The 15,089-nt window shown below is 71.7% G+C and carries 10 protein-coding genes; 5 read left to right on the top strand and 5 right to left on the bottom strand.

Translation table 11 applies throughout. The features are described 5' to 3' along the window. Positions 1-2: 2 nt before the first annotated feature. A complete protein-coding gene (dut, locus tag AB0C35_RS21380) occupies positions 3-494 on the bottom strand; it encodes a dUTP diphosphatase (RefSeq protein WP_358458385.1) in 492 nt (163 codons plus the stop codon). 300 nt (positions 495-794) lie between these two features. Here dut and AB0C35_RS21375 point away from each other — a divergent pair, with 300 nt between their 5' ends. After that, positions 795-2,081, top strand: coding sequence for a cytochrome P450 (locus AB0C35_RS21375; RefSeq protein ID WP_358458383.1), 1,287 nt, complete (start codon positions 795-797; stop codon positions 2,079-2,081). Between the two features lie 54 nt (positions 2,082-2,135). Here the strand turns inward: AB0C35_RS21375 and AB0C35_RS21370 are convergent, their stop codons facing one another. Both AB0C35_RS21370 and valS read right to left on the bottom strand, forming a co-directional pair. Continuing rightward, positions 2,136-3,023 (bottom strand): metal-dependent hydrolase, encoded by an 888-nt coding sequence (locus AB0C35_RS21370; RefSeq protein WP_358458381.1) that lies wholly within the window; start codon positions 3,021-3,023, stop codon positions 2,136-2,138. 95 nt (positions 3,024-3,118) lie between these two features. Further along, entirely contained in the window at positions 3,119-5,644 is a 2,526-nt protein-coding gene (valS, locus tag AB0C35_RS21365) for a valine--tRNA ligase (protein ID WP_358458379.1), read from the bottom strand. A gap of 170 nt (positions 5,645-5,814) precedes the next feature. On the opposite strand from valS, the gene AB0C35_RS21360 reads away from it, so the two are divergent. After that, entirely contained in the window at positions 5,815-6,102 is a 288-nt protein-coding gene (locus tag AB0C35_RS21360; protein WP_358458377.1) for a DUF4235 domain-containing protein, read from the top strand. Between the two features lie 66 nt (positions 6,103-6,168). On the opposite strand, the gene AB0C35_RS21355 is transcribed toward AB0C35_RS21360, so the two are convergent. After that, positions 6,169-6,993 (bottom strand): hypothetical protein, encoded by an 825-nt coding sequence (locus AB0C35_RS21355; RefSeq protein ID WP_358458375.1) that lies wholly within the window; start codon positions 6,991-6,993, stop codon positions 6,169-6,171. Positions 6,994-7,009: 16 nt separating this feature from the next. Then, on the bottom strand, positions 7,010-7,306 hold the full coding sequence (locus tag AB0C35_RS21350; RefSeq protein ID WP_358458374.1) for a DUF4193 domain-containing protein: 297 nt from the start codon (positions 7,304-7,306) through the stop codon (positions 7,010-7,012). A 506-nt stretch (positions 7,307-7,812) separates the two neighbouring features. Between AB0C35_RS21350 and AB0C35_RS21345 the strand changes: the two genes are divergently transcribed. From AB0C35_RS21345 to AB0C35_RS21335, 3 genes are all read left to right on the top strand, one after another. After that, the gene (locus AB0C35_RS21345; protein WP_358458372.1) at positions 7,813-9,483 is read left to right on the top strand and encodes a serine/threonine-protein kinase; all 1,671 of its coding nucleotides are present in this window, start codon (positions 7,813-7,815) and stop codon (positions 9,481-9,483) included. Beyond that, positions 9,480-12,263, top strand: a complete 2,784-nt coding sequence (locus AB0C35_RS21340; protein ID WP_358458370.1) for an ABC transporter substrate-binding protein — start codon at positions 9,480-9,482, stop codon at positions 12,261-12,263. Before AB0C35_RS21345 ends, AB0C35_RS21340 begins: the two co-directional genes overlap by 4 nt. Positions 12,264-12,385: 122 nt before the next feature. Next, positions 12,386-15,079 (top strand): ABC transporter substrate-binding protein, encoded by a 2,694-nt coding sequence (locus AB0C35_RS21335; RefSeq protein WP_358458368.1) that lies wholly within the window; start codon positions 12,386-12,388, stop codon positions 15,077-15,079. Positions 15,080-15,089: the final 10 nt, after the last annotated feature.

The raw sequence follows: 15,089 nt of genomic DNA, 5'->3' as shown, positions 1-15,089 counted from the left end.
ACTCACGCTCCTTCTCGACTGTGCTCATTGTTCCCGAAATCACGCGTGGGACCGAATCCGCCGGTGGAACCGAACCCGCCGGTGCCGCGCGCCGATCCGGGAAGCTCGGCGACCTCGTGGAACACCGCCTGTTCCACCCGCTGCACGACCATCTGCGCAATGCGGTCTCCGCGCCGCAGCGTCACCGTGGCGCGGGGGTCGGTGTTCAGCAGGGTCACCTTGATCTCACCCCGATAGCCGGCGTCGACCGTACCGGGTGCGTTGACTATCGTCACCCCCAACCTAGCGCCCAAACCGGACCTGGGGTGAATGAAAGCGGCGTAGCCGTCCGGCAGCGCGATCGCCATGCCGGTCGGGACGACGGCGCGCTCTCCCGGCGGCAGTTCGACGTCCACGGCGGCGACGAGATCGGCGCCCGCGTCGCCCGCGTGGGCGTACTGCGGCAGAGGCAGCCCGGGGTCCAGCCGCCGGATCAGAACATCGACCTTGCTCACGGGATCACCTCACGCGCCGCCTGCCGGAGAACCCCACGACCCTATCCAGGGCGCCGTGCCCGGCCGGCGCTGAAACGCCGCCGCCGCGCGAGTCCGGCAGTTGACCCTACCCGCTCGTACGCGATGCCCACCCTTCCAGGAAACCAGGCGGCGCCGGGCACGCCGGTCGTAGCAGATTTGTCACGCATAGTGGCCCAGATGGGGTGAGATCGGCCGATTCGCCTTGACGTCGTCATTGGACCTCGATTCGATAGAAACCGAACCAGATTCTGGATACGGCTTCGAGGGTGGTGGCGCGGCATGACGACCACGGCGCGGGAGAAGGTCGACGGCAACCTGTCGAACCTGGAGTTCTGGGCGCTGCCGCCCGAGCGGCGCATGGCGGCGTTCGCGGAGCTGCGGCGGCGCGAGCACCCGGCGTTCTTCCAGGAGCTGAAGCTGCCCTTCGTCAAGACCGGGCCCGGTTTCTACGCGCTGGCCAGGCACGCCGACGTCGTCGAGGCCAGCCGCACGCCGCAGATCTTCAGCAGCGAGCCGTGCTCCAACAGCATCGCCGACCTGCCGGGCTACCTGGCCCGCTACTTCGGCTCGATGATCAACATGGACGACCCGCGGCACGCCAAGATCCGGCGGATCGTGTCGCGGGCGTTCACCCCGCGCATCCTGGAGAAGATGGAGACCGACCTTCAGGCGACCGCGACCCGGATCGTGGACGACCTGATCGAGAAGGGGTCGGCGGACTTCGTCACCGACGTCGCGGCGCGGCTGCCGCTCCAGGTCATCTGCGACATGATGGGCATCCCCGAGCGGGTGCGCCCGATGGTGTACGACCGGACGAACACCATCCTGGGCCTGGGCGACCCCGAGTACAGCGGCGGCAGGGACTACACCCGCGACGGCATCACCCGCCTCGGCGCGCTGTACGGGCTCCTCAAGGTGATGGTCGCCGGGTACGAGCTGAACCACCTGGCGATGAAGCTGGCCCGGAAGCGGCGCCGGTACCCGGGCGACGACCTGGTGTCCGCGCTGATCTCGGCCGAGGTGGACGGGGAGCGGCTCACCGACCAGGAGATCGGCTCGTTCTTCATCCTGCTCGTGGTGGCCGGGAACGAGACGACGCGCAACGCCATGTCGCACGGCCTGAAGCTGCTCACCGACAACCCGGAGCAGCGCGCCCTGCTGCTGGAGGACTTCGACACCCACGCGCCGGGCGCCGTCGAGGAGATCGTCCGGATGGCCACGCCGGTCATCCAGTTCCGCAGGACGCTGACCCAGGACTACGAGATGAACGGCCACGAGTACAAGGCGGGCGACAAGGTCCTGCTGTTCTACAACTCGGCCAACCGCGACGAGTCGGTGTTCGAGAACCCCGACGCCTTCGACATCACGCGCTCACCCAACCCGCATGTGGGGTTCGGGGGTCCCGGCCCGCACTTCTGCCTCGGCGCCAACCTCGCCCGGCGGGAGATCACGGTGATGTTCCGCGAGCTGTTCACGCGCGTCCCGGAGATCCGCGCCACCGGCGAACCCGACCGGCTGTTCTCCAGCTTCATCAACGGCATCAAGCATCTGCCCTGCGAGGTGTGAGCGGCGGGCCCCGCCGCCGGTCGGCGCGGTCGCGGCGGCCGGGCCCGCCGCGGCTCAGGACGCCCGGTGGCCGGCGGCCCGCGCGGCGGGCGAGACGGCCAGGTAGTCGAGGGCGCGCTGGGTCGAGCATTCGCGGGACGGGTGGTAGTCGCGCCGCAGGTAGGCGCGGGCGGCGGCGATCATGAACCGGTTGCTGGGGAACAGCCCCCGCCGCACCGCCCGCCGGTAGTCGCGGATCCGGGGCCGGACGCCCTTCAGCGCCGGGTCGGCGCGGCACAGGTACACCGCCCCCGCGTACACCATCAGCGGCATCGCCAGGACGCCGAGGAAGAACGCGACGAACCGCATCCAGTACCGGCCGGCCACGTGCTCGTAGACGTCGAAGGCGACGGAGCGGTGCTCGACCTCCTCGGCGCCGTGCCAGCGCAGCAGGTCCATCATCGTGGGGTCGGCGCCGGCCTCGTCCAGTTCGCGGGCGTCCAGGATCCACTGGCCGAGCGCGGCGGTGTAGTGCTCGATCCCCGCGATGATGCCGATCCGGACGTGCAGCCAGCGCCGCCCGGACATGCCGGGCAGCGGGCACCGGTCGCCGAGCAGCCGCTTGAACATCCACTCGATCCGGACGGTGAGCGGCCGCGGATCGAGGCCCTGGGCGAGCATCTGCCGGTCAAGGACGCCCTGGTGGGAGTAGGCGTGCACGGCCTCCTGCCCCATGAAGCCCTTGACCTCGCGGTAGAGGCGCTCGTCGTCCTCGACGAGCGGGAGCGTCTGCTTGTAGACGTGCACGAACCATCGTTCTCCGGCGGGCAGGAGCAGATGCAGCACGTTGATGAAGTGCGTGGCGACCGGCTCGCCGGGGATCCAGTGCAGCGGGGTGCCCGCCCAGTCGAACTTCACCCTGCGCGGGGTGATGGCGGGGTGCCGCTCATCGATCTCGCCCATCCGTCCCCTCCGACCCGGCCCAATTAGACTCGTCATCTAATATGGGGATCGCGCGGAGCCCGGGTCAAGAGGGGAACCACCTCCTGCGGGGTGATCTAGCTAACGGGCGCGAGGACGACGTCGACGGTCAGGTCGGCGGGGGCGTCCTCCAGCGTCAGGTCGGCGATACGCCCGGCGGCGGCCAGATCCGGCCGCGCGATCCGCAGCACCTCGGCGCCGCGCACCGTCGCGTGGGACACGTCGGCGCGCATCGACGCCTTCGCCTCCGACTTGGCCTTGCGGACCTGCCGGAGCGCCTCACCCGTCGCGGCCAGGACCGCCGGGTCGCCGCCCGGGGGCAGCTCGGCCGCCGACGGCCAGGACGCCGTGTGCACCGACCCGTGCCGCCACCACGACCAGACCTCCTCGGTCACGAACGGCAGGATCGGCGCGAACAGGCGCAGCAGAACCGACAGCGCCGTGCGCAGCGCCGCCCGCGCCGACCGCGCCTCCGGCCCGTCCCCATAGGCGCGGGCCTTGACCAGCTCCAGATAGTCGTCGCAGAACTCCCAGAAGAACCGCTCGGTGCGCTCCAGAGACCGCGCGTAGTCGTAGCCCTCGAACGCCTCTGTCGCGTCCTTGACGACATCGGACAGCACCGCGAGCATCGCCCGGTCGAGCGGCTCGGTCACCGACACATCGGCATCGACCTCGCCCAGCCCCAGCACGAACTTGGACGCGTTGAGGATCTTGATGGCGAGCCGCCGGCCGACCTTGATCTGGCCGGTGTCGAACGCCGTGTCGGTCCCCGGGCGGCCGCTGGCCGACCAGTAGCGGACGGCGTCGGAGCCGTACTCGCGCAGCAGGTCGATCGGCGTGACGACGTTCCCCTTCGACTTCGACATCTTCTTGCGGTCGGGGTCGAGGATCCACCCCGACAGCGCGGTGCCCTTCCACGGCAGCGAGCCGTGCTCCAGATGCGCGCGGACGACCGTGGAGAAGAGCCACGTCCGGATGATGTCGTGCCCCTGGGGACGCAGGTCGTAGGGGAACACCCGGCCGAACAGGTCGGCGTCGCGCTCCCAGCCGCCCGCGATCTGCGGCGTCAGCGACGACGTCGCCCACGTGTCCATGATGTCGGGGTCGCCGGCGAAGCCGCCCGGCTTGCCGCGCTGGTCCTCGGTGAAGCCCGGCGGGACGTCGGAGGACGGGTCGACGGGCAGCACGTCCTCGGACGGGACGATCGGCTCGTCGTAGCGCGGCTCGCCGGAGTCGTCGAGCGGGTACCAGACCGGGATGGGCACGCCGAAGAACCGCTGCCGCGAGATCAGCCAGTCGCCGTTCAGGCCCTCGACCCAGTTCTCGTAGCGGGCCCGCATGTAGCCGGGATGCCACTCCAGCTCGCGGCCGCGCGCGAGGAGCTCGGCGCGCACGCCCTCGTCACGTCCCCCGTTGCGGATGTACCACTGCCGGGTCGTGACGATCTCCAGGGGCTTGCTGCCCTTCTCGTAGAACTTCACCGGCCGGCTGATCTTGCGGGGCTCGCCGTCCAGGTCGCCGGACTCGCGCAGCAGCTCGACGACGCGTTCCTTCGCGGAGAACACCGTCTTCCCGGCCAGCTCGCCGTAGGGGTGCGCCGGGACGCCCTGCGGCGGGTCCGCGGCGAAACGCCCGTCCCAGCCGATGACCGCGCGGGTGGGCAGGTCGAGCTCACGCCACCAGGTGACGTCCGTGACGTCGCCGAACGTGCAGATCATCGCGATGCCGGAGCCCTTGTCGGGCTCGGCCAGCCGGTGCGCGACGACCGGGACCCGGACATCGAACAGCGGCGTGCGGACGGTCGTCCCGAACAGCTCCCGGTACCGCTCGTCGTCGGGATGCGCGACCAGCGCGACACACGCGGGCAGCAGCTCGGGACGCGTCGTCTCGATGTAGACGGGCCGCTCGTCACCGTGGAAGCGGATCCGGTAGAAGGCGCCGGGCTGCTCGCGGTCCTCCAGCTCGGCCTGCGCGACGGCCGTGCGGAACGTGACGTCCCACAGGGTCGGCGCCTCCGAGAGGTACGCCTCGCCGCGCGCCAGGTTGCGCAGGAACGCGCGCTGCGACGCCGTGCGGGAGGCGCTGCCGATCGTCGTGTAGAGCCGACTCCAGTCGACCGACAGGCCGACGCGGCGCCACGTCTCCTCGAACGCCTTCTCATCCACCTCGGTGAGCTGCTCGCACAGCTCGATGAAGCTGCGCCGCGAAACCGGCACCTGTCGTTTCGGGTCGGGCCGGGCCGGCGGCTCGAAGTCCGGATCGTACGGCAGCGACGGGTCGCACCTGACACCGAAGTGGTTCTGGACGCGGCGCTCGGTGGGCAGGCCGTTATCGTCCCAGCCCATGGGGTAGAAGACCGCCCGACCGCGCATGCGGTGGAACCGCGCGACGGCGTCGGTGTGGGTGTAGGAGAAGACGTGCCCGACATGGAGGGAACCGCTCACCGTGGGCGGCGGGGTGTCGATCGAGTAGACCTCGCCGCGTGGCCGGGTGCGGTCGAAGCGGTAGACGCCGTCGTCCTCCCAGGCGCGTACCCACTTGTCCTCCAAGCCGTCGAGGGAGGGCTTGGCGGGGACGTGCGGAGTACGCGGCTGCTCTGTCATGGCCCAATGGTATTGACATCGGCCCCGCCCGCATGCCATTTAACGGCGCCGACGCGGCGATCACCTCCGCCGCCGGAGGCGGGCCGTTCCGGTAGCGTCGGAGGCGGCACGCACGGGCGGACTGCCGAGGGCTCGCGGGCGCGGACAACACTGACGAGTGGAGGACGATCATGGCGGACAAGGGCGACATCGGCTGGCGGGTGATGGCCGGCGCCGCGGCCTTCGCAGGCGGCTTCGTCGCGAAGAAGGCCATCACGCTGGCCTGGAAGAAGACCACCGGCAAGGAGCCGCCGACCAACCCCGAGTCCCCTGACGTGGACCTGCTGGAGGCACTCGGCTGGGCCGTGGTGATGGGCGTCGGCATGGAGATCTCGCGCCTGCTGGCGACCCGGGCCGTCGCGCACCAGTGGACCAAGGGCACCGGCGACCTGCCGGCCCACCTCAGAAGCGACGGCTAGGCGGCGGGGCCCGGCTCGACGGGCCCCGCTCGGTGCGGGCGACCGGGGGCGTCGCCCGCACCGGCCCTAGTCCGCGGATTTCTTCAGACGGCGGTGATCCTGCGGGAGCGGGGGCGGGGTGCCGACGGCGTGGCGCAGGTCGTTGCGAACCTTGGCCGCCAGGACCTTCGTGGCCGAGCGGTTGAGGGCGGCACCGGCCGCGGCGCCGGTGAGGAACGGGCCCATCGTGCCCATGCTGCGGCCGAAGGTCCGCAGCATGCGCTTGCGCAGGGCCGACTTCGCGGCCGTCCCCAGGGCACTGGTGAGGGAGCCGGTCTCCAGGGGGTTGATGCCGCGCTGCCGGGCCCAGGACGTGATGAACGCGGCGCCGCGGGCAGTGCCGGTGCCCTGGACGCGGACGCCGTAGACCTCGTGCAGCTCGGCGATCATCTTGACCTCGATGGCCGCGATCACCAGGGTCTCGGCGGCGAGCTGGGCGGGCGCCGTCAGCAGCAGCGGCGGGGCGGTGAACTGCACGGCGGCCAGCGCGCCGCCCGCCGCGCCGACGGCGGTGGTGCCGTTTCCGGCCACTTTGACGAGCTTGTCGGCGAGCTGCTCGCCCATCAGGCCGGGATGGTGGGCCTGCAACGTCTCGAGGTCGCGGATCGGGATGTGCGGGGCGGCCTCGATGAGCAGGTCGCCGAGCAACCGGCCGCGCCCGATCCCCGCGGCGCCCACCTTGCGGGCGTTCTGGCCGAGCAGCCGGGCCAGTCTCCCGAGCAGGCGGCCGCGGGTCTCGCGGTCCATGTCCTCGTCGCCGGTGAGCCGTCCAATGAGCTCACCGAGTTCGGTGGAGCCGTCGCCGTGCGCCGGCTCCACGTCGTCATGACGTCGTTCGATCTCTCCCGTCACCCGCGGCCACTCCCGGTCAGGCGGCGCACTCGCGGCAGATCGGCTGGCCGTTCTTCTCGGCGGCCAACTGACTGCGGTGGTGCACCAGGAAGCAGCGCGTGCACGTGAACTCGTCGGCCTGCCGCGGAACCACCCGGAAGGTGAGCTCCTCGTTGGACAGGTCCGCACCGGGCAGCTCGGCGACCTCGCCGGCGTCCAGGTCCTCATCGATGATGCTGGCCGCCTTGTCGGCGCGCCGGGCCTGGAGCTCCTGGAGGCTGTCCTCGCTGAGATCGTCGTCTGTCTTGCGTGGGCTGTCGTAGTCGGTCGCCATCTTCTATCTCCATCCCCCTCAGTGCTTTATGCGCCCCGTCGCGCGGATCTAACGCTCGGGGGACCGTTCTTGTGCCCGATCCGGGCGGGAAATTCTGTCACGGTTGGTGACCTGTGACACACAAGGCGCGACCGTTCCCACGAGTGACACCCGTCACCCGGATCTCTTCCTCGTAATGTGTCTTCCGTCACATACCCGGCGGCCGTCTCGGCGTGGAATCCGAAACCGGGACATCCGCCGGGGATCCCGCGGCGGCGGGGATCATATCGGTCCCGGGGACGTTATGCGCGCCGACCGGCCCGGCGCGGCGCGGCGGCCTGATCCGGCTGGCCGGCGATCGAACCAGACGCTTCAGTGAAACGTCTGAACTAACGCGATATCGTGCCCGCCTGAGGTTGGGGGCGGGCCCCCTGCGGGGCCAGTCCGGCAATCGCCGGCGGATGGCCTCGCGACGGGGTCCGGCGCACAATGTCGCGGGACATCACTGCGGGTCACTGGAGGGTCAGATGCCGGATGCCGCTCCGCTGGAGCCGGGCGATCCTAGGGCACTGGGACAGTACGAAGTCGTCGGACGACTGGGCGCCGGGGGTCAGGGCGCCGTCTTCCTCGGCAAGACGCCGGGAGGTGAGTACGTCGCGGTCAAGCTGCTGCACGCGCAGATGGCGAACGACCCGGCGGCGCGTGCCCGTTTCACCCGTGAGGTGAGCGCCGCGCAGAAGGTCGAGCCCTTCTGCACGGCCCGCGTGATCGAGGCCGACGTCCACGGCGACCAGCCGTACGTCGTCAGCGAGTTCATCGACGGGCCGTCGCTGCACGACGTGGTCGCCCACAACGGCCCGCGGAGCGCCGCCGAGCTGGAGCGCCTCGCGATCGGCACGGTGACCGCGCTCGCGGCCATCCACGAGGCCGGCATCGTGCACCGCGACTTCAAGCCGAACAACGTCATGCTGGCCTCGGACGGCCCGCGCGTCGTCGACTTCGGCATCGCCCGGACGGTCAACTCGCAGGAGAGCGCGGTGACCGCCACCGGAATGGTGGTCGGCACCCCCGGCTACCTGGCGCCCGAGCAGCTCACCGGCGCGCCGCTCACCCCTGCCGTGGACATCTTCGCCTGGGGCGCCACGATGGTGTTCGCCGCCACCGGGCAGTCGCCGTTCGAGGCCGACACGCTGCCGGTCATCATCAACCGGATCCTCAACGAGGAACCCGACCTGTCGGCGCTGCCTCCGGGCCCGGTGCGCGACCTGGTCGCCCGCTGCCTGTCCAAGGACGCGGGCCTGCGCCCGCCTGCGGCGCAGCTCCTGCTGAACCTGCTGGGGCACGTCGGCGCAGCGCCGGCGGGCCAGGGCGGCCAGGAGGACCTGCTCAACCAGGGCACCCGGATCGCCTCGCAGCTTCCGCCGCCGCCTCCGGTGCCGCCGGCCCCGCAGCCCCGGCCGCAGCAGCAGCCGATCACGCCGCCGCCGATGGCGATGCACCAGGGCGCGCCGGGCCCGACCACGCCGCCTCCGCAGCCGATCACGCCGCCGCCGATGCCGATGTACCAGGGCGGGGCGATGCCGCCTCCGCCGCAGACGCAGCCGCGGATGCCGATGCCGATGCAGCAGCCCGTCCCGCCGGGACCGGGATACGGGCGGCCGCCGAAGCAGTCCGGCTCCGCCGGGCCGATCATCGCGATCGGCTGCGGTGTGCTGGCGCTGATCGCGTTCATCGCGGTCATCGCGTTCGTCGTCATCGCCGCCGACAGCGACGAGGACCCGGATCCGTACCTGCCGCCCGCCACCTACACGCCGAGCGAGCGGCCGACGTCGACGACCACCGCCCGGGGCGGGCTTCTCGGCGTGTTCGCGGGCGACGGGAACCAGCCGGGCGCCGGAGCCGGGCACACGAGGTTCGAGGTCCGGTTCGCGCTCCTGCGCACCAGCGGCACCGCGCGGTACGAGTACCCGTCCGGCTCGCAGGACAACTGCTACACCAGGCTGTCGCTGCTGTCCGGTGACGAGGAGAGCTCGAAGATCGAGTACCGGGAGGAGCCGATGGCGAGCATGGATCCGAGCGAGTGCGCGCCGGGTTACATCACGTTCATCCCCTCCGGATCCGGTGACACCATGCGGTGGGAGTGGCGGCAGCGCCGGTCCTCGCCGTCGCCCGACGCCTACGGGACCGTGAGCAAGTGACGGCGGCGGTCACCCCGCTACGCCCGGGTGATCCGCCCCAGCTCGGCCCCTACCGCCTGACCGGCCTCCTCGGGGAGGGCGGTCAGGGCGCCGTCTATCTCGGGGAGGACGAGCCGGGCCACCGGGTCGCCGTGAAGCTGCTGCACGCGCGGTTCAGCGGCGACCCGAGGGCGAGGTCCCGGTTCGCGGCCGAGGTCGCGGTGGCCAAACGGGTGTCGGCGTTCTGCACCGCCCGCGTCCTGGACTCCGACGTCGAGGGCGACCGCCCGTACATCGTCAGCGAGTACATCGAGGGCCCGTCGCTTTCGGAGGTGCTGACGGCCGACGGCGCGCGGAGCGGCGCCGACCTGGACCGGCTGGCGATCGGGACGATGACGGCCCTCGCCGCCATCCACCAGGCGGGCGTCGTGCACCGCGACTTCAAGCCCGGCAACGTGCTCCTCGCACCGGACGGCCCGCGAGTGATCGACTTCGGGATCGCGCGGGCGCTGGACGCGACGGGCACGATGTCGAGCACGGCCGTCGGCACGCCCGCCTACATGGCGCCCGAGCAGATCTCCGGGGCGCAGGTCGGACCGGCGGCCGACGTGTTCGCGTGGGGCGCCACGATGGTCTACGCGGCCAACGGGCGGCCCGCGTTCGGGCAGGACTCCATCCCCGCGGTCATGAACCGCATCCTCAACCTCCCCCCGGAACTCGGGGACCTGCACGAGCCGCTGCGCGAGATCGTGGCGAACTGCCTCAGCAAGGACCCGGCGCTCCGTCCCGCGTCCCAGCACGTCCTGGCGCGCCTGCTGGACCTCGCGGGGAGCCTGCCGCAGCCGGGCGCCCAGCAGGACGCTGAGGCCGGCGAGAACGCCGTGATGCTCACCCAGGGCGCCGCGACGGCGGCCACCGGGTCGGCGCGGCTGCGCGTCCAGCCGGCGCCGCCGCAACCCCACGGGCACGCACCGCAGCCGCAGACGCCTCAGCCCTTCCCCGGCATGCCGATGCCCGCTCCCCCGCCGCCGGGGCCGCCATGGTCGTCACCGGCACCGCAGGGCGGGCCCGGCGGCCCGACCTGGCCGTCCGGACCGTCCGGGCCGTCGTTCCCGGCCCCGGGCACCGGCCCCGCCAAGCCGCCGGGGAAAGGCGGCAGGCCCGGGATCGGCGTCCTGGCGAGCGTCGGCGGCGCCGCGCTGGTCGCCCTGGTGCTCGTCACCACCGTCGTCGCCGTCCAGCTCGCCCGCGAGGACGAGCCCGACCCGCCGGGCACCACGGGCGGCCGCACCGGCGGCACGTTCCGGATGGCGGCCCTGCCGCCCGGCACCGGCGGCGGGGAGATCGACCCGTCGCACGTCTACGGCGGTACCGGGCGGTTCCTGGTCAAGCAGCTGTTCACCGGCCTGACCGAACTCGGCGCGGACGGCACGGTGCGCAACCGCCTCGCCACCGGCATCACACCGGACCCGGCGTGCCGGCAATGGAAGATCGGCATCAAGGACGGGACGACCTTCAGCGACGGCACGCCCGTCGACGCGGAGGCGTTCGCCCGCGGATGGACGCGCAGCGCCGCGACGAAGGCCGGCAGCGCCGCCTACCTGATGAACGACATCGAGGGCTTCCTCGATGTCGCGGACGGCAAGGCCGACGAACTGTCCGGGGTCAAGGTGGTGTCCGGCACCCTCCTCAACGTCACGCTCACCTCCCCCAACTGCGACTTCGGCGCCCGGCTGTCCGAACCGGCCTTCATGCCCGTCCCCGAGGCCGCGGGGAACGCCGACAACGAGGCTTTCAACACCCATCCCGTCGGGAACGGGCCGTTCACGCTGAAGGAGTACAGGGAGGACGCGAGCGCCTCGCTCGTGCGCAACGACTCCTGGGCGTTCGGCAAGACCAAGCTCGACGGCGTCGAGCTCCTCCTGGGCGAAGCGGCGAAGGGACGCGCGGCCTACGTCGCCGGCCAGGTCGACTGGTATCCCGTCGAGACCGACGACCTGTCCTCGACCCCCCGGAAGGACATGGTCACCCGTCCCGGCCCGTTCACGAGGATGCTCGTCCCGATCACCGCCCGGGGGCCGATGAAGACCAAGCAGGCCCGGGAGGCCGTCTCCTACGCCATCGACCGCAGGAAGCTCAGCGACATGCTCGGCGGCGTCCTCAAGCCCGCCCACGGCATCGTCCCGGCGGCGATCCCCGGCTTCGGCGCGCCCGGACCGTGCCCGTCGTGCGAACGGCCGGACCCGGAGAAGGCCAAGACGCTCGCCGAGCAGGCGGGGCTCAAGCCGGGCGCGAAGGTCAACCTGTACTACCGGGTGTCGCCGATCTACCGGACCCTCGCCGAGGCGGTGCGGAACGAGTTGCAGTCGACGCTCGGCTGGAAGGTCGAGTTGAAGCCGACCCCGCTCGCCGAGTTCACCCAGTACCGCGACACCCTCGTCTCGGACGACGCCTCCGGGCTGGCGATCTTCGCCTACGGCCCCAACTACCCGGGCGCCTACTCGATGCTCTGGCCGCTCCTCGGCGGCGATCTCGTCGCCACCAGCGAGAACTCCTACTACAACCTCGCGGGCTGGAAGAACGGGCAGTTCGACGACCTGATGTCCCGCGCCCTCCGGAACCGGGCCGCCGACGGCCGGGCCACCCTGTTCAAGCAGGCCGAGAAGCTGGCGCTGGACGACATGGCCCTCATCCCCCTCGTCAACGACGGCCACGCGGCCGTCGTGAAGAGCGGCAAGTACGTCGGCCTGCAGATGGACTACGACGGCGACCCGACCGTCGCGACCGCCGCACTCACGTAGGAGGCCGGGCCTGGGTGATCATGGGCACGATTTCGAAGGAGATCTTCTGGTGACAGCACGCGGTGGGAGTGGCGGCAGCGTCGCTCGGCCCCGACCGCGGACGCCTGCGGGACCGTGAGCAAGTGACGGGGGCATCCGCCCCGCTTCGCGCGGGGGACCCGTCCCGGCTCGGCCCCTACCGCCTGACCGGCCTGCTCGGGGAGGGCGGTCAGGGCGCCGTCTACCTCGGGGAGGACGAGCCGGGCCACCGGGTCGCGGTGAAGCTGCTGCACGCGCGGTTCAGCGGCGACCCGAGGGCGAGGTCCCGGTTCGCGGCCGAGGTCGCGGTGGCCAAACGGGTGTCGGCGTTCTGCACGGCCCGCGTCCTGGACTCCGACGTCGAGGGCGACCAGCCCTACATCGTCAGCGAATACATCCAAGGGCCATCACTTTCCCAGGTGGTGGCCACCGGCGGACCGCGCCGCGGCACCGACCTGGACCGGCTGGCGATCGGGACGATGACGGCCCTCGCCGCCATCCACCAGGCGGGCGTCGTGCACCGCGACTTCAAGCCCGGCAACGTGCTCCTCGCACCGGACGGCCCGCGAGTGATCGACTTCGGGATCGCGCGGGCCCTGGACGCGACCGGCACCATGTCGAGCACCGCCGTCGGCACCCCCGCCTACATGGCACCCGAACAGATCTCCGGCGGGCCGCTCACGCCGGTCGTGGACATCTTCGCGTGGGGCGCCACGATGGTCTACGCGGCCAACGGGCGCCCGGCATTCGGACAGGACTCCATCCCCGCGGTCATGCACCGCATCCTTAACCTGCCCCCGGACCTGGGCGACCTGCACGAGCCGCTGCGCGAAATCGTCGCGGACTGCCTCAGCAAGGACCCGGCGCTCCGCCCCACGGCCCAGCACGTCCTTGCGCGCCTGCTGGACCTCGCGGGGAGCCTGCCGCAGCCGGGCGCCCAGCAGGACGCCGAGGGCGGCGAGAACGCCGTGATGCTCACCCAGGGCGCCGCGACGGCGGCCACCGAGTCGGCGCGGCTGCGCGTCCGGCCGCCCGACAGGCCACCGCAGCCACGAACACCACAGCAACAGACAGCCCCGCCGACGCCCGGTCCCCAGCCACAGGTACCGCAGCGGCCGTCACCGCCGCCTGGGAAAGGCGGCGGGCCCCGCATCGGCGTCCTGGCGAGCGCGGGCGGCGCGGCACTGGTCGCCCTGATGGTCGCCGGCACCGTGATCGCCACCCAGCTCACCCCGGGCGACGGCGATCCGGAACCGGACACGAGTCCGGCCGGCCGGACGGGCGGCACGTTCCGGATGGCGCTCGACTCCACGACGTCCTACGCCGGCACGATCGACCCCTCGCACGCCAACAGCGGAAGCGAGCGGTTCCTTGTCAGGCAGCTGTTCACCGGCCTCACCGAGCTGGGCCAGGACGGACTCGCGCGCTACCGCCTCGCCACGCGGATCACGCCGGACGACACGTGCGGGCAATGGAAGATCGGCGTCAAGGGCGGGACGACGTTCAGCAACGGCGAACCCGTCGACGCGCAGGCGTTCGCCCGCGGTTGGGCCCGCAGCGCGGCGGTCGCGGACACCGGCGGCGGCTCCTCCCTGATGACCGACATCGAGGGCTTCACCACCGTGGCGGACGGAAAGGCCGACGAGCTGTCCGGGGTCGAGGTGGTGTCCGGCACCCTCCTCAACGTCACGCTCACCTCCCCCAACTGCGACTTCCCGGCCCGCCTGTCGGAGCCCGCCTTCATGCCCGTCCCGCGGGAGGCGGGGAAGCCGGACAACGAGACGTTCAATTACCACCCCATCGGCAACGGCGCGTTCACGCTTCAGGAATACGACCGTGATGCCGATAAGGCCGCGCTCGTCCGCAACGACGCCTGGGCGTTCGGCAAGACCAGGTTCGACCGCGTCACCGTCATCGTGAACACCAGCGCGGCCACGGGCCGGGCGGCCTTCGCCGCCGGCGAGGTCGACTGGGCCGGCGTCCAGGCCGGCGGCCCGGCCTCTGCCCCCGGGGAGGAGCCGGTCACCCGCACCAGCCCGCGCGCCAGGATGCTCGTCCCGCTCACCGCCCGGGGGCCGATGAAATCCAGGGAGGCCAGGCAGGCCGTGTCCTACGCCATCGACCGCACCAGGCTCGCCCAGATGCTCGGCAGCGGCTACGAACCCGCCCACGGCATCGTCCCGGCGGCGATCCGCGGCTTCGGTGAGGCCGGCGCCTGCCCGCCATGCGACCGGGTGGACCCGGCGAAGGCCAAGGAGCTCGCCGGGCAGGCCGGGCTCGGGCCGGGCACGGAGGTCAACCTGTACTTCCGGGAGTCGCCCGTCTACCAGAAGCTGGCCGAGGCGGTGGGCGGCCGGCTGCGGACGACGCTCGGGTGGAAGATCGAGATGAGGGAGACCCCGGTCACCGACTTCGAGAAGTACCGCGAATCCCTCGTCTCGGAGGACGCGTCAGGCCTGGCCGTATTCGCCTGGAGTCTCGATTATCCCGGCGCCTGTTCGATGTTGTGGCCCCTGCTGCGAGGCACTGCCGTCGCCACCGGCGAGAACTCCTACTTCAACTACTCGGGCTGGAGGAACGGCCGGTTCGACGGCCTGATGTCCAGCGCCCTCCGGAACCCGGACGCCGGTGCGCGGACAGCCCTGTTCAAGCAGGCCGAGAAACTGGCACTGGACGACATGGCCCTCATCCCCCTCGTCGGTGACACGTACACGGCCCAGGTGAGGAGCGACAAGTACGTCGGCCTGCAGATGGACTACGACGGTTTCCCGACCGTGGCCACCGCCGCACTGAAGTAGCGCGCCCGGG

It is taken from the genome of Spirillospora sp. NPDC048819, from assembly GCF_040650055.1.
Classification (GTDB): Bacteria; Actinomycetota; Actinomycetes; order Streptosporangiales; family Streptosporangiaceae; genus Spirillospora.
The sequence above is the reverse complement of the archived record's forward strand: the minus strand, read 5'-3'. Positions and strand labels throughout refer to the sequence as shown.